The organism is Bacillus sp. ISL-39 (assembly GCF_018613295.1).
Taxonomy (GTDB): domain Bacteria; phylum Bacillota; class Bacilli; order Bacillales; family Cytobacillaceae; genus Mesobacillus.
This window is the reverse complement of sequence record NZ_JAGGQM010000013.1, coordinates 25,836-42,124: the sequence shown is the minus strand read 5'-3', so window position 1 is coordinate 42,124 and position 16,289 is coordinate 25,836. Positions and strand designations below refer to the sequence as shown.

At 43.5% G+C, this 16,289-nt stretch carries 12 protein-coding genes and 3 tRNA genes; all 15 read right to left on the bottom strand.

Features of this window, described 5'->3' with window-relative positions; translation table 11 throughout:
• A complete protein-coding gene (gene yycF / locus J7E37_RS12215) occupies positions 1 to 711 on the bottom strand; it encodes a response regulator YycF (protein ID WP_214784233.1) in 711 nt (236 codons plus the stop codon).
• Positions 712 to 994: 283 nt separating this feature from the next.
• Positions 995 to 2,470 (bottom strand): M23 family metallopeptidase, encoded by a 1,476-nt coding sequence (locus J7E37_RS12210; RefSeq protein WP_214784230.1) that lies wholly within the window; start codon positions 2,468 to 2,470, stop codon positions 995 to 997.
• 384 nt (positions 2,471 to 2,854) lie between these two features.
• Positions 2,855 to 2,927 (bottom strand) — tRNA-Phe (locus tag J7E37_RS12205).
• Between the two features lie 319 nt (positions 2,928 to 3,246).
• Positions 3,247 to 3,318, bottom strand: a tRNA-Glu gene (locus J7E37_RS12200).
• Positions 3,319 to 3,361: 43 nt separating this feature from the next.
• Positions 3,362 to 3,437: transfer RNA gene (locus tag J7E37_RS12195), tRNA-Lys, on the bottom strand.
• A gap of 450 nt (positions 3,438 to 3,887) precedes the next feature.
• Complete coding sequence (locus J7E37_RS12190) at positions 3,888 to 5,177, bottom strand: adenylosuccinate synthase (RefSeq protein WP_215024183.1); 1,290 nt, start codon at positions 5,175 to 5,177, stop codon at positions 3,888 to 3,890.
• A 215-nt stretch (positions 5,178 to 5,392) separates the two neighbouring features.
• Complete coding sequence (dnaB, locus tag J7E37_RS12185; RefSeq protein WP_214784224.1) at positions 5,393 to 6,757, bottom strand: replicative DNA helicase; 1,365 nt, start codon at positions 6,755 to 6,757, stop codon at positions 5,393 to 5,395.
• A gap of 121 nt (positions 6,758 to 6,878) precedes the next feature.
• The gene (rplI, locus tag J7E37_RS12180) at positions 6,879 to 7,328 is read right to left on the bottom strand and encodes a 50S ribosomal protein L9 (protein WP_214784220.1); all 450 of its coding nucleotides are present in this window, start codon (positions 7,326 to 7,328) and stop codon (positions 6,879 to 6,881) included.
• Positions 7,325 to 9,298: a DHH family phosphoesterase gene (locus J7E37_RS12175; protein ID WP_214784217.1), complete on the bottom strand. Its 1,974-nt coding sequence runs from the start codon at positions 9,296 to 9,298 to the stop codon at positions 7,325 to 7,327. The genes rplI and J7E37_RS12175 overlap by 4 nt, the downstream gene beginning before the upstream one ends.
• Before the next feature lie 30 nt (positions 9,299 to 9,328).
• Positions 9,329 to 10,270 (bottom strand): YybS family protein, encoded by a 942-nt coding sequence (locus J7E37_RS12170; RefSeq protein ID WP_214784214.1) that lies wholly within the window; start codon positions 10,268 to 10,270, stop codon positions 9,329 to 9,331.
• Between the two features lie 332 nt (positions 10,271 to 10,602).
• On the bottom strand, positions 10,603 to 10,839 hold the full coding sequence (gene rpsR / locus J7E37_RS12165; protein ID WP_031307629.1) for a 30S ribosomal protein S18: 237 nt from the start codon (positions 10,837 to 10,839) through the stop codon (positions 10,603 to 10,605).
• Positions 10,840 to 10,889: 50 nt separating this feature from the next.
• A complete protein-coding gene (gene ssb / locus J7E37_RS12160) occupies positions 10,890 to 11,381 on the bottom strand; it encodes a single-stranded DNA-binding protein (RefSeq protein ID WP_213369673.1) in 492 nt (163 codons plus the stop codon).
• 79 nt (positions 11,382 to 11,460) lie between these two features.
• Positions 11,461 to 11,748, bottom strand: coding sequence for a 30S ribosomal protein S6 (gene rpsF, locus J7E37_RS12155; protein ID WP_214784211.1), 288 nt, complete (start codon positions 11,746 to 11,748; stop codon positions 11,461 to 11,463).
• 249 nt (positions 11,749 to 11,997) lie between these two features.
• On the bottom strand, positions 11,998 to 13,098 hold the full coding sequence (ychF, locus tag J7E37_RS12150; protein ID WP_215024181.1) for a redox-regulated ATPase YchF: 1,101 nt from the start codon (positions 13,096 to 13,098) through the stop codon (positions 11,998 to 12,000).
• A 1,134-nt stretch (positions 13,099 to 14,232) separates the two neighbouring features.
• Positions 14,233 to 16,233, bottom strand: coding sequence for a molybdopterin-dependent oxidoreductase (locus tag J7E37_RS12145; protein ID WP_214782607.1), 2,001 nt, complete (start codon positions 16,231 to 16,233; stop codon positions 14,233 to 14,235).
• Positions 16,234 to 16,289: the final 56 nt, after the last annotated feature.

Below are 16,289 nucleotides of genomic sequence, written 5' to 3'. Positions count from 1 at the left end.
TTACTCCTGCTCAGAGTTTCTCAAATAGTATCCTACTCCTCGTCTTGTCACGATCCATGTCGGGTGGCTTGGATTATCCTCAATTTTTTCACGCAGACGTCTTACCGTTACGTCTACTGTTCGGACATCTCCATAATAGTCATAGCCCCATACCGTTTGCAGCAGGTGCTCCCTTGTCATGACTTGTCCAATATGCTTGGCCAGATAATGGAGAAGTTCGAATTCACGATGTGTCAATTCAATCGTTTCTCCTCTTTTGGAAACAACATAAGCATCCGGGTGGATCGTTAACGAGCCAACCGAAATTTCATTGGATTCTTCCTGTTCATCTTCTTTGGTTGCAATCTGCTGATGACGGCGCAGGTTCGCTTTTACCCTGGCAATCAATTCCCTTGTGCTGAATGGCTTCGTGACATAATCATCCGCACCTAGTTCAAGTCCGAGGACTTTATCAATTTCAGAGTCTTTAGCAGTCAGCATGATAATCGGCATTTCGTATTTTTTGCGGACCTCACGGCAAACTTCCATACCATCACGCATAGGCAGCATGATATCCAGCAGGATCAAATCTGGCTGAACTTCCTCCACCATTTCAACAGCCTGGTTCCCATCATATGCACAGTAAACATCGTAACCCTCTTTTTTAAGATTGAACTGTAAAATATCTGCAATTGGTTTTTCATCGTCTACTACCAGTATCTTTTTCTCCATACCAATTCTCCTTTTAAGCCAAATTGACAATCATATATAAATAATTCTTCTCTCTTTAAAAAAGCTATCTTATCTATTTTACTTTAAAACAGAGAAAAACTGAATTTATCTGTTATATAACTTCTAATTCTTCTCTTCCCAATTGTACCAATCCTGCCCATAACAATAAACTGACAGGATTATTTTCATGCTTGGGATTATAAAACTCACTACTCCTCACTTCTAAAGGGCAAAACAACTAATGAAAAAAGTCCCTAGTTTGACTAGAGACTTTACGTATAGGTTAAGGTAATTTAGACAACGGATCGATAATCTTGCCATTATTATATACTTCAAAATGAAGATGGATACCGGTGGAATTACCTGTCCTTCCCATGACACCGATTTTCGAACCGCTAGAAACTGACTGGCCTGCGCTTACCGAGATCGATGCAAGGTGGGCATACATTGTGCGATAGCCGTTTTGGTGATCGATGATGACTTTATTCCCATACCCATCACCGCTGTTACCAGCGTATACGACCCTTCCATTATCAGCAGCTTTGATTGTGTAGTTACTAGGCCTTGCGATATCAATTCCTTTATGCATCCTGCTCCATCGATAGCCCTGCCTGCTGGATACATACCCGCCATTTGTCGGCCAGACAAAAGTTCCATCTCCGCGTGAAGGAACAATCTTGGTACCTTTAATGATGATTTCCTTCACAGGCTCTTCCAGTACGACTTCATTAATGACTTCCTTCTTGGTTACCCTGCCATTTTGTTCTGACACAGAATAGGTGATGCCATTCATGCCAGCCTTGCCTTCCTGCTGTTTCTTCGTATCTCCCTTGAACATAGATGAGTCTTCTTTGATTTCTCTTTCGAAAGGCACTTCTCTTTGTTCATAAACCTGGCGATCGACGACGACCTCAACGAAAGGTTTCAAGACAGTCACATTCAATTCCTGTCCTGGTTTTAGTACAGCGTCTTCAGTTAGACCTTCATTCAAAGAAAGCAATTCAGCAAGCTGCAGGTTATGTGAATTGGCAATGCTCCCCAACACATCTCCTTCTTTAACCTGGTACTTCTGTTCCTCTAAAGTACCCTTTTTAAAGAGCTGGACAGCTTCCTCTACAGAAAGAACTTTTTCAGGATCAACTTTTTCAGCCGAATGTGAAACTTCTTGAGTTAAATAAACGTCTAATATACGAGTTTCATTTTCTTTTACTTCGGGTACTGGTAGATTAGGAGATTCTTTTCTACTCTCCACCTCAGCTAACTCTTCTTCAGTAACGTGTTCGAGCATTAATACCCTAAGGACTTCCTTTGCAGCTTCAGCATCTTTTACATATGCCACTGGATTATCACCAATCACAAGAGCTGACGCTTCGGCCTGGACAGTCATCTCGTCTTTAAGTACTTCGATTACTTCACTTGTATTTGCATTGGCAGCTGAGCTGAACACCTGCTCAGGAATAAAAGATACGTCTAATTCCAGCTCGACATCAAGATCAGCGTATTCCTTCTTCACGGATGCCAACTTGTCTTCTACCAGCTGTTCTACTTGTGATTTATCTGCTACAGTTCCTACAAATTTATCATTTACATACACATAATACACTGTTGTTAAGTCAGACTCAGCAGCATGTGCATTGCCTGCACCAAAAGACAACGCAGCTACAGTTACTGCAGCCATAATTGACTTTTTAATTGCTGGCTTCATCTCTCTAGATGTTTTGCCGGCAAGATTGGACAGCCTATGTTTAAAATTATTCATCCTGATCCTCCTACAACGGTCAAACACTATTAGTCTAGTTCTAAATAACTATTATCTAATAATTGTACCTCTATACTTTACCATATAATGTATCATTGGGAAGACTAGTCTTCATTATGTAACAAAAATGTATAATAGCTGACATTTAATTACGATATTTGTCAGTTAAATGGTATTAGACATCGGTATATTTTCCTATAGCAGAAAATAAAAATAATCCAAAAACCTAGTAATATCAAGATATTCTCCTACTTTAGAAGGATTGTTATTGAACAACGTTGTTAATAACAATACAAACATGTTAAAAATAGGAAATTCACATTTATATTACATAAATGTTACAAAAAAAAGAGAGCATGTCATATGACACGCTCCCTTTTTTAATGGCTCAGGACGGAATCGAACCGCCGACACAAGGATTTTCAGTCCTTTGCTCTACCGACTGAGCTACTGAGCCATGATAATAAGTTGTTTCCTAAACTTTGATTGGTTTAGGTCCTTTGCTCGAATGACCTTGCGGTCTTTCTCGCAGGTTGCCGCTGAATACAGTTTAACATGGATAATGTGCTCAAAAAACCTCTCGGTTTTTCTCGCAAGTTGCCGCAGATGCTTATTCGGAGAAGCAAGCAACTGACTGAGCTACTGAGCCACGATAATAAGTTGTTTCCAGAAAAACAGCTGTGGTGATTTTATGTACGTTTATTTTCGCTTTCGCGTTCTAAGGATGCTACGCGTTTTTAAGGATGTTTATTTTCGCCTTTGCGAAAAAAACTAAGTGACCCCTACGGGATTCGAACCCGTGTTACCGCCGTGAAAGGGCGGTGTCTTAACCGCTTGACCAAGGGGCCGAATATTATAATGAAAGTTATTTTCACTACCGTGAAAAAAACTTGGTGAGCCATGAAGGACTCGAACCTTCGACCCTCTGATTAAAAGTCAGATGCTCTACCGACTGAGCTAATGGCTCGTATAGAAAGGAGTACACCTAGTTTTGTAAACCCTAGATAGTTTGTTTTTCGCATCTGCGATGCTCGAACGACCTTACGGTCCTTCTCGCAAGTTGCCGCAGAAGTCTTTCAAGGATGTGAGCAACTTGCTCTACCGACTGAGCTAATGGCTCGTATAGGAAATATCATTTTTTGTCGAATTAGTGACAACGTTGTTTATATTACCATAGCATTTTATAGTTTGTATATGTTTTTTTTATTTTTTTTGCTTTTTTCTTTTATAATTGAATTTTCTTCGCAAACAGTGCCCCTATTGTTTATATTCAATGCTCATTATCGTTATGGATTCTATAAATACAGTTTATTTCCGCAAATTCACCCTGGAATTCCGCGAACTGGAAAATAGCTGATTCGTTTTACAAGTAAAAAAACAATCCCCCGTTCTAGAAGGAACGGGGGATGTGTAAAAATTATGATCTCCAAGGGCTGCGAACAACATTTGTCTGAGTGCGGTCAGGGCCGACTGAGAAGATGGACAATGGGATGCCTGTCAGCTGTGAAATACGTTCAAGATAGTGTCTTGCGTTTTCTGGCAGTTCATCAAGTGATTTTACGCCTGTGATGTCTTCTGTCCAGCCTGGCAGCTCCTCGTAGACTGGCTCACATTCAGCGAGTGTCTTGAGGCTTGCCGGGAATTCTTCGATCAATTCGCCTTTATAGCGATAGGCTACACAAATTTTAAGTGTTTCGATTCCAGTCAAAACATCAATTGAGTTCAAAGATAGGTCCGTGATTCCGCTGACACGGCGGGCATGGCGGACGACAACACTGTCGAACCAGCCGACGCGGCGAGGACGGCCTGTAGTTGTACCATATTCACGGCCGACTTCTCGTATCTGATAGCCGATTTCATTGTCAAGCTCTGTAGGGAATGGGCCATCACCGACACGCGTTGTATATGCTTTAGATACGCCGACAATATGAGTGATTTTCGTTGGCCCAACTCCTGAACCAATTGTCACACCGCCAGCAACTGGATTAGAAGAAGTAACAAATGGATATGTACCCTGGTCGATGTCGAGCATGACTCCCTGAGCACCTTCAAATAGCACTCGACGTCCTTCGTCCAACGCATCGTTCAGAACGACGGATGTGTCGACAACATAATCCTTGATTTGCTGTCCATATTCAAAGTACTCATCCAATATATCTTCAAGCTTGAAACCTTCTGTTTCGTAAATTCGTTCAAGCAGGCGATTCTTTTCTTCCAGGTTTCGGGAAAGCTTTTCCTCAAATACTTCTCGGTCCAGCAAATCTGCAATCCGGATTCCAGTACGTGCAGCCTTGTCCATATATGCAGGGCCGATTCCCTTCTTGGTCGTACCAATTTTATTGGCACCCTTGCTCGCTTCTTCCACCTCATCAAGCTTCAAGTGATACGGAAGGATGACATGAGCACGGTTGCTGATGCGCAAATTGTCCGTTGTGACATCTTTGTCGTGAAGGTAAGCAAGTTCCTTCACCAGCGCTTTTGGATCCACAACCATTCCGTTGCCGATGACACTGGTTTTATCTTTATAAAAAATCCCAGATGGAATCAAATGCAATTTATATGTTTCACCATTGAACTTTATTGTATGTCCTGCGTTGTTACCTCCCTGGTAACGGGCAATCACTTCGGCATTCTCTGATAGGAAGTCTGTAATCTTCCCTTTTCCTTCGTCTCCCCATTGTGTCCCTACTACTACTACGGATGACATATAAAAAGCACCTCCAAAGGTATACGGTTATTTTTTTCCGTTTCAAACATATAAAGTTTACCAGTAAACACAACTAGAAGTCAATTAAACACGAACATTAAATTTATATTTCATTTAATTCGTTCGTATAAATCCGCATGCTACATGGCTTAAATAAAGGCACTGCCAGATAATTGAGATAAAAAAAGAGAATCAACCTATACGGTCAATTCTCATTATGCCCCTGGTGGAGCGTACGATTCGTCATATCGATTCTCTATATTGACGAATTTATTGTATTCTTTTACGAATGCCAGCTTTACGGTTCCTACCGGGCCGTTACGCTGCTTGGCAATGATGATTTCAATGATGTTCTTGTCTTCGGATTCCTTGTCATAGTAGTCATCACGGTAAAGGAAGGCTACGATATCGGCATCCTGCTCGATTGAACCGGATTCACGGATATCGGACATCATCGGACGCTTGTCCTGTCGCTGTTCCACTCCACGGGAAAGCTGGGACAGCGCGATGACAGGCACCTGCAATTCACGCGCAAGTTGCTTTAGTGAACGGGATATCTCGGATACTTCCTGCTGGCGGTTTTCGCCGGCGCGTCCGCTCCCAAGGATTAGTTGCAGATAGTCAATCATGATCATGCCCAGTCCATGTTCCTGCTTGAGGCGACGGCATTTTGACCTGATATCGGTAATTTTGACACCAGGAGTATCATCAATGAAAATCCCTGTATTCGACAGGCTTCCCATTGCCATCGTCAATTTGCCCCAGTCTTCATCAGTCAGGGAACCTGTACGTAGCCTTTGGGCATCGATATTGCCTTCAGCACAAAGAACACGCATGACAAGCTGTTCTGCCCCCATCTCCAAACTGAAGATCGCAACATTTTCTCCTGTCTTTTTCGCAACGTTCTGAGCGATATTCAAGGCAAATGCTGTTTTACCGACAGATGGACGTGCGCCAACGATGATTAAATCGTTTCGCTGAAAGCCTGCCGTTATTCGGTCAAGCTCGGTAAATCCAGTCTCAAGGCCGGTGATATCCCCTTGACGGTTATGCATTTCTTCAATGTTATCGTATGTCCTGACCAGGACATCTTTTATATTATGGAAAGCTCCTCCGCCTTTACGCTGGGCAACCTCCATGATGTTCTTTTCTGCTTCGGCAAGCAAGGCTTCGACCTCATCCTCACGCATATAGCCATCTTCAGCGATGCCTGATGCTGTGCGGATCAGCCTTCTCAGCAGTGATTTCTCTTCTACGATTCTAGCATAATACTCTATATTAGCAGCCGTCGGAACGGATGCAGCCAATTCACTTAAATAGCTGACGCCTCCAACATCTTCAATCAGCTTGGATGAGGCCAATTCCTCGGTGACGGTCACCAGGTCGATGGCTTTGCCTTTATCATTTAAATCCAGCATCACATTGAAAATTTTCTGGTGTGCAACACGGTAAAAGTCTTCGGGTAATAAAAGTTCTGAAGCAAGAGTTAAAGCTGATGGCTCTAAAAAAATTGCGCCAAGTACGGCTTGTTCCGCTTCCATATTTTGCGGCGGAAGTCGATCCGCGAATAATTCACTCATCTGCCTGCCCCCTTACAAAGCGACTCTCTTTACGAATTGAAAAAAAGTGACCAGCAAAACCGATCACCTATTTCTGTAACTATATTATTTTATCATGTTTACGGCTATATGGAACTGTAAATTATTTTCCTTCTTTTACATGGACGTTCAAGGTTGCCTGTACATCTTTATGAAGCTTGACTGGAACCTTTGTGTATCCAAGTGTACGAATTGCATCCTGAAGCTCAATTTTACGCTTATCAAGCTTGATTCCATTTGCTTTTTGCAGTTCATCAGCAATCTGCTTGCTAGTGATTGATCCGAAAAGACGGCCATCTTCGCCAGATTTAGCAGATAATTCTACTGTAACTTTTTCCAGCTTTTCTTTCAGGGCTTTCGCATCTTCTAGCTCCTGCTCAGCTATTTTCTCTTCTTTCTTCTGTTGCGCGTTAAGGGAACTCATAGCAGCCTGATTTGCTTCAACTGCAAGACCCTGTTTGATCAGGAAATTGTGCGCGTAGCCATCTGCCACATTTTTGATTTCGCCTTTTTTACCTTTTCCTTTAACGTCCTTCAAAAAGATTACTTTCATTCTTTTTGTCCCCCTTCTAAATAATCATCTATTGTATTTTGCAAAAGTGTTTCTGCCTCATCCGTAGTTATATCATACATTTGTGTCGCAGCATTGGTTAAATGCCCGCCACCTTCGAGATTTTCCATGATCACCTGGACATTGATGTCGCCAAGTGACCTTGCGCTGATGCCAATGGTATCCTCAGATCTTTTTGAGATGACAAATGATGCGGACACTCCATCCATCGTCAACAGTGTATCTGCCGCCTGGGCTATCAACACATGATCGGAGTATACATCATCAGCTCCTTTTGAAATGACAATGCCATCCCGGTAAAAGTAAACATTCTCTATGATTTTCGCTCTTCTGATATACGTATTAATATCTTCCTTTAAAAACTTCTGGACCAGAATGGTGTCCGCACCATGGCTGCGCAGGTATGAAGCAGCATCGAATGTCCTGGCCCCGGTCCTTAATGTGAAGCTTTTAGTATCGACGATGATTCCCGCCAATAAAGCAGTAGCCTCCAGCATTTGAATTTTACCGTTCTTTGGCTGATATTCCAGCAATTCTGTCACGAGTTCAGCTGTCGATGAAGCATAAGGCTCCATATAGACGAGCAAAGGATTCTTAATGAATTCCTCTCCCCGGCGATGGTGGTCGATCACGATAACGTTCTCTATCCGGTTCAATAATCTCTCATCAATGACAAGCGACGGTTTATGCGTATCGACAACGACAAGCAATGTATCATCAGAAGCAATTTCATACGCCTGTTCGGGAGAAATGAATCTGGAGTAGAGAGATTCATTTTCCTTAATCTCATCCATCAGCCGTTGTACACCTGTATCAATTTCATTTTTATTATAGACAATAAAACCTTCACGCTTATTCATCTGCGCAACTTTGAGAATCCCAATCGCCGAACCGATGGCATCCATATCAGGATTCTTATGTCCCATGATTAAGACCTTGTCACTCTCGACCACCAATTCCTTCAATGCATGAGAAATGACGCGTGCCCTTACCCTTGTCCGTTTTTCAACAGGATTCGTCTTGCCGCCATAAAACTTAACTTTGCCATTAGGCTGTTTGATCGCCACCTGGTCACCGCCGCGCCCCAAAGCCAGGTCCAGGCTGGACTGTGCCTGAGTTCCGAGCTCAGGAAGCAATGAATACCCTGTGCCAACACCAATGCTCAAAGTTAACGGGACATTTTGCTTCGATGTCGTTTCCCTTACTTCATCAAGGATCGAGAACTTCCCTTTTTCCAGCAGCTGGAGGATATGCTCACTAAAAACAGCGATGAATCGTTCTGAAGAAACCCTTTTGAGGAATACCCCGTTATTGGTCGCCCATTTATTTAAAATGGAAGTGACAAGACTGTTCAAACTGCTTTTCGTCTGGTCATCCATTCCTTGTGTCAGTTCCTCATAGTTATCGAGATAAATGATTGAAATGACCGTGCGCTCATCACGGTACATTTTTTCGATTTCTGCCTGTTCGGTCACATCGAAAAAGTAGAGCAGGCGTTCCTCTGGTTTATGGATAACCCTGAACTTCCGGTCGTGAAGAGTGATGATTTCTGTTTCCACCTCTTGCTTGATCAACGGAATGACTGCATCGGCAACATCATAAAGCGATTTGCCTACAAGAGAGTCTTCATTGAAACATGCAGCTATGAAAGGATTTGTCCACTCAATATAATAGTCTTCATTGATCAGCATGATCCCAATGGGCATTTCCATCAATGCTTCTTCGCCGACTTTTTTAACTCGATAAGACAGTGTGGAAATATACTCTTCCGTCTCCTGCCTGATTTTATGGTTCACTTGAAAAATGAGATATATCAATAGGCCAGTGAGAATGGCCCCTGCTGCTCCTATAATCCAGTTATAGTAAGACAGAAATCCAATCAGCACCAGTGTAACGGCCATCAATCCATACAATGGATAACGTATTTGCCGCCTCTCTAAATAAGAAGGCATGTGCTCAGCTCCTAAAGCGTTAGTTTCTGATTACTTCTTCTCCCCAAGACGTTTTCTTAAGTCAAATCCTAAATCAATTATACCTAATATCCTCACAATATAAAGAACAAATGGCAGGAGGAACACCAGGACAATGACGATGATTGGAACAGCTTTAGGGTACTTTTTAATATGGGTTATATAAAACACTAATGAGACCCCTTGGAGAACCATCAGCATCTGCAGGATGAATGTAAGATTGGAAATCACCCAGAACCAGTATGTTCCTTTTTCCGGCTGCATGATCAATGCTGCAATCATCGTAATGAGATAGTACCATAAGATACTCTTTGGCAGATTCAACTCCCTGAACGGAGGCCAGGTTGGCACCTTGATTCCAAACCGCTTCAAGAATGGAAACGAGACAAGCTGAAGCAGGAACACAATCAAAAACGAAGCCATGACGAACATGCTCGGCATAAGTACTTCCATCATATCAATCATTGTTTCAAATTGCTCAATGAGTTTCTCATCAGGGGTCTGCCCCATTTGTTCCAGCATTTTGATCGCCTGGTCGGTAGAGACTCGAAAAGCCTCCATCAGTTCCTCGATAATATTGATTTTAAATAAAATAACCGACAATGCATATTGTGCCACTAAATTTAAAAGAAACACGAGGGAACCAGCTATGTATGCAGCAAATCTGCTTTTCCCTTTCTTGACCATGTAACCCATCACAGCACCAGTTGTCCCATACGCCAATGCTAGCGGGATTGCCAGGAGGGACCCTAAAATCATGGATAATAATACAGCTGCAAGCGTAAACACAGCCGTACTTTTCCCGTCATACTTAGCCCCGAAAAATAAGAACGGCAAAGAAAGAAAGAGGTTCACAATTAACCCTAAACCAGGTATATAAAAAGTGATCAATAATAAAACCGAAAATATCGCCAACAGGATAGCCCCTTCTGTCAGCTTGTATGTATTTTTCATAATCCACCTCACCGAAATGCGTAAGCGCCTTGGTCAGCCTCGACAAGTGCTGGAGGGCCTGACAGTGAAGTCGTTCTTTGACTTCATTGGCAGGATCGAAGCGTCTCGAGAGGCTAGGCGCTGAAGCTAGACACAGAAATGCGTAAGCGCCTTGGTCAGCCCTAAGGATTCAAGCTAGATATTATAACAATTTCCTGAACCAAAGTAGCAACCGTTTTTAAAATTACCGATAAGAACTATTTTAGCTTCTAAACCACTGACAAGCAAACGAAGTGATAAATAGCTAATATAAAAGGCAGCGGGATGCCCCGCTGCCTTTTAAAATCTGTTCCTTATTCGCCTGAAACGTATGGCAGTAATGCCATTTGACGAGAACGTTTGATTGCAACTGTCAATTTACGCTGATACTTAGCGCTTGTTCCAGTTACACGACGTGGTAAAATCTTACCGCGCTCAGAGATGAATTTTTTCAAAAGATCTGTGTCTTTGTAATCGATCTTAGTGATTCCGTTTGCTGTGAAGTAGCAAACCTTACGGCGTTTTGCACGTCCGCCTCTGCGTCCACCCATTGCCATGGTCATTTCCCTCCTTGTGTATTATATTTCAAGTCCGAGTTATATTAGAATGGAAGATCATCATCTGAAATGTCGATCTGGCCGCCACCTGCAAATGGATCTTCATCTACTTTTGTATAACCTTGGTTCTGGCGTTGATTCTGATTCTGATTCCCGAATGGGGAACCTTGATCATTTTGACGGGAATAACCGCTATCCCCTCTGTCTGAAGACTGTCCTTTTGGCTCAAGGAACTGAACACTCTCAGCAAGAACTTCTGTAACGTATACACGCTTACCATCTTGTCCTTCGTAGCTGCGAGTTTGAACTCGTCCATCAACACCTGCAAGGCTGCCCTTCTTCAAGAAGTTAGCAACGTTTTCGGCTGGACGGCGCCATACCACACAGTTGATGAAGTCAGCTTCTCTTTCCCCCTGCTGGTTGGTAAATGAACGATTTACCGCAAGAGTGAAAGTAGCCACCGCAACTCCATTCGGTGTAAAACGTAATTCAGGATCCTTGGTCAAACGGCCAACAAGAATGACACGATTCATCATCAGAATCAACTCCTTCCCCCCAGCTTGAATGTTCCAATTTGAAACATCTTCCACTGAAAGCTTATATTTATATCATTAATTATTCTTCTTCTTTAATTACGATGTGGCGAAGGATATCTTCGTTGATCTTAGCAAGACGAGAGAATTCCTCAACTGCTGCCGGAGTAGCGTTTACCTTAACAAGCTGGTAGTAGCCATCACGGAAATCATTGATTTCATAAGCTAGGCGGCGTTTGCCCCATTCCTTAGCTTCTGCAACTTCCGCACCGTTTTCTGAAAGGATTGAGCTGAAACGCTCAGTAAGAGCCTTTTTAGCTTCCTCTTCAATGTTTGGGCGGATGATGTACATAATTTCGTACTTTCTCATCACTGTCACCTCCTTTTGGTCTAAACGGCCCCATTACAGGGCAAGGAGTAATTGATTAATTACTCACAAGATGAAATTATATCACAGAACATATCCAAAGGCAATGTTATGTATAGAGAATCTGCTATCCCTATTTCTATGTGATAGATTTCTATAACAGTATACTAACATATGTTCGCATTTTTGTCCATAATTAATAATGTTGAAATGAAAAATAATGCCCTGCTATCAAAACAGGGCATAAGTGGATTATACATTGAAGCGGAAGTGGATGATGTCTCCGTCTTTCACTTCGTATTCTTTACCTTCTAGGCGTACTTTACCAGCTTCCTTGGCTGCTGCCATTGATCCGGCTGCAAGAAGGTCATCATAGTGGACTGTTTCTGCGCGGATGAATCCACGCTCGAAATCAGAGTGGATCACACCGGCACACTGAGGTGCTTTCATGCCATGGCGGAATGTCCATGCACGGACTTCCTGGACACCGGCTGTGAAGTAAGTTGCCAGTCCAAGCAGGCTGTAAGCCGCACGGATCAACTGATCCAATCCTGATTCTTCAATTCCTAGTTCCTCAAGGAACATTTGCTTTTCTTCGCCTTCAAGCTCAGCGATTTCTTCTTCGATTTTGGCACTGATAACGATGACTTCTGCATTGTCTTTTTGTGCAAAATCGCGGACTTTCTGGACGTATTCATTTCCGCTTGGATCTGCGACATCTTCTTCACCTACGTTAGCTACATATAACATTGGCTTGATTGTGAGCAAATGAAGATGTTTAACGATTTTCATTTCTTCGTCAGTGAATTCAACTGCGCGTGCTGGTTGTTCAGCTTCAAATGCATCGCGCAGGCGAGCAAGGATTGGAAACTCAATAGAAGCTTCCTTATCCTTTTGCTTAGCCAATTTCTCGACGCGGCTGATTCTTTTTTCAACAGATTCCAGGTCAGCCAGAATCAATTCCAGGTTAATAACCTCGATATCAGAAATTGGATCTACTTTACCTGCTACGTGAGTGATATTGTCATCTGCAAAACAGCGGACAACCTGGCAGATTGCATCTACCTGGCGGATATGGGAAAGGAATTTGTTTCCGAGTCCTTCACCCTTGCTCGCCCCTTTTACGATTCCGGCAATATCAGTGAATTCGAATGCAGTCGGTACAGTCTTTTTCGGCTGTACAAGCTCAGTCAATTTAGTTAAACGATGGTCAGGAACCTCAACGATTCCGACATTCGGGTCAATCGTACAGAACGGATAGTTGGCTGATTCAGCACCAGCCTGTGTAATCGCATTAAACAATGTAGATTTCCCAACGTTAGGAAGTCCAACAATACCTGCTGTTAAGGCCATCCATGTCACTCCTCTATTTAAAAATGTATCTATTCAAGCAAGAATCACCTAAACGATTTTTTCCTCTCACAATTATAGAGATTACGAAAGGAAAAGACAAGCTTATAAGAAAAGCGCAAGCGCCTTGGTGCGCCTGACAAGAGCTTGAGGGCTTGACATTGAAGCAGTACTTTGACTTTCTTATTGAATGGTACCCTTATGAAGGTGAATTGGCTCGCATAAGGGCATTTTTCCACTTGAATCGTACCCTTATGAAGGTGAATTGGCTTGCATAAGGGCATCTTTCCGCTTGAATCGTACCCTTATGAAGGTGGAAGGGCTCGCATAAGGGCATCTTTCTCCTTGAATGGTACCCTTATGAAGGTAGAAGGGCTCGCATAAGGGCATCTTTCTCCTTGAATCGTACCCTTATGAAGGTGAAATGGCTCGCATAAGGGCATCTTTCTCCTTGAATGATACCCTTATGAAGGTAGAAGGGCTCGCATAAGGGCATCTTTCTCCTTGAATCGTACCCTTATGAAGGTAGAAGGGCTCGCATAAGGGCATCTTTCCGCTTGAATCGTACCTTATGAAGGTGGAAGGGCTCGCATAAGGGCATCTTTCTCCTTGAATGGTACCCTTATGAAGGTAGAAGGGCTCGCATAAGGGCATCTTTCTCCTTGAATCGTACCTTATGAAGGTGAAATGGCTCGCATAAGGGCATCTTTCTCCTTGAATGATACCCTTATGAAGGTAGAAGGGCTCGCATAAGGGCATCTTTCTCCTTGAATCGTACCCTTATGAAGGTGAAATGGCTCGCATAAGGGCATCTTTCCGCTTGAATCGTACCCTTATGAAGGTGAAATGGCTCGCATAAGGGCATCTTTCCGCTTGAATGGTACCCTTATGAAGGTGAAATGGCTCGCATAAGGGCATCTTTCCGCTTGAATCGTACCCTTATGAAGGTGAATTGGCTTGCATAAGGGTATCTTTCGACTCGAGCCCTACCCTTCCCAAATTTCTGCGCACCAGCAACAACCATTGGCAAACTCTTGCCCCGAATGCCTAAGTTTTCAGGTGCCAATGAATTATCGGTCCCTCTGTTTCGGAAAAAGAAAAACCGCACTCTCAATGAAAAGTGCGGCAAAACGAACCTTATTCTTTTTCAGTTTTTTCGATGTTGACCAGACAATCATAGAGTGTGCTTCCAAGTCCGTTGTCTGATTCCCGGCTGGATGTCAGCTGATTGACGGAACCACCGAATCGGGCGCTCAATCCCTCATCAATATTCACCGTTCCCGGATGGGCCATTTTTAAAATCGAAACAGTTCCTTTCAGTTCGCCTCTATCATTCCACACCCGGACATAGTCCTGATCTTTCAAATCCTTTTCAGCAGCCACGCTGCCAGCGATCTCGACTTTCACATACGGCTCTGGCTGGAACAGGTGGAAATGCTGAGAATGGTTGGAACGCAGCGGATGGATCGTCAGCAAAGTATATGGATATTTCTCTGCCAGCTCTGGATTCGTCCACTTTGTTTCTGTTGGCAGTGACAGTTTGATCCTCCCGTCAGCGGCTGCAGAAGATGTGAATTCATACATGCCGCTTGGCGTTTTGAATTTCCTGTCTGCCCAAGGGATTTTATCCACGGGAAGTTCCGCAAATTTATCCACACGGATTTTATCAAGGCTGATTCCCTTTGCAGTCAGTGATGCCAGACCCATCTCGATGAATTCTTCTCTTGTAAAATCAAACTCGTCACCGAAGCCTAATCTAGCCGCTAGTTCAGCCCATATCCATGCGTCAGGCTTCGCTTCTCCCGGCGGTTCGACCAGCTTCGGGCCGTGGTTCACATAATGATGGTACATAGAAGAATAGTATACATCTTCTACCTCAAAGGCTGTCGCAGCTGGCAGCACATAATCCGCTAGCTCTGCTGTATCCGTCATGAAATGGTCAATCACAACGAGGGTTTCGAGCGATTCAAAAGCCTCGCGCACTCTGTTCGTATCTGGAACTTGAGTCAGCGGATTACCACAGGTTACGATTCCCATCTTAATCACAGGGTCAACTGTTGATAAAATTTCTTCTGCCTGCCTCATCATTGTAAACGTACGTGATGACTTTTTCCGTTCTGGCATGGTCATATTCTGGTAGTCAAAACTTTGTCCTACCTGCTTGTTCGCATAGTTCGCGCCTCCGCCTGGAATGCCGATATTGCCGCTGACAGCGACCAAAGCGTCCAGCAGCCTGATCGTATTTCCGCCATTTTCATAGCGCTGCATACCAAGTCCCATAATGGTCGAAACCGGCTTATCAGCATATACCTCGGCCAGATGGGTAATGATGTCGGCCGGAACTTCTGTCACTTCACAGATATAGTCTAATGAAACACTATCGAGCAATGCTTTTAAGTCCGCGAACCCTACTGTATGATTCTCCAGGAACTCGCCATCCTGTAAATCCATCCTGAGCAACTCTTTCATGATGCCCGCCGCTAGAAGTCCATCAAAACCTGGCTTAATGGAGATATATTGATGTGCCAGCTTGGCCGTAGCATTATAAATAGGATCAATCACATAGATCTGAGTTCCATTCTTTTTCGCAGCCTGGAGGTTTTGGAAAAGATGCATATTCGTCCGGGCGACATTCCTGCCCCAGATGACGACATGCTTGCTGTTTTTCAAATCCTCTGGTGCATGGCTGTAGGCATCGCCAAAATCCCAGTTCTGCGCTTCAATTCCCGCTCCCCAGCAAAGGGAACCGGTCAATTCAGTCACACCGCCAAACAGATTGAAAAAGCGGCTGTCAAGATTGGATAGCAAACCGCCGTTGGCGTAATCATGGCTGTGCAATACGGAGGTGGTCCCAAAGCTTTCTTTATAATAGGCCAGTTTTCCAGCAATCTCATCGAGCGCCTGCTCCCAGGAAATCTGCTGGAATCTGCCATCTATTTTTTTCAGAGGATAGAGCAACCTGTCTTCGGAATTCGCCCTGTTCTCAAGCATTCTGCCGCGGCCGCAAATTTTCCCCTGTGTAATTGGATGATCTGGATTGCCTTCGACCTTGGTTACCTTTCCGTCTTCTACGGTAACAAGGAAACCGCAGCTGTCCCAGCAATTCAATGGACATGCTGAATGATGTACTGTCGCCACTTCCTCATCTCCCAACGTTCTCTCTATATGTTCATTAATTTTATCTATAAGAATAA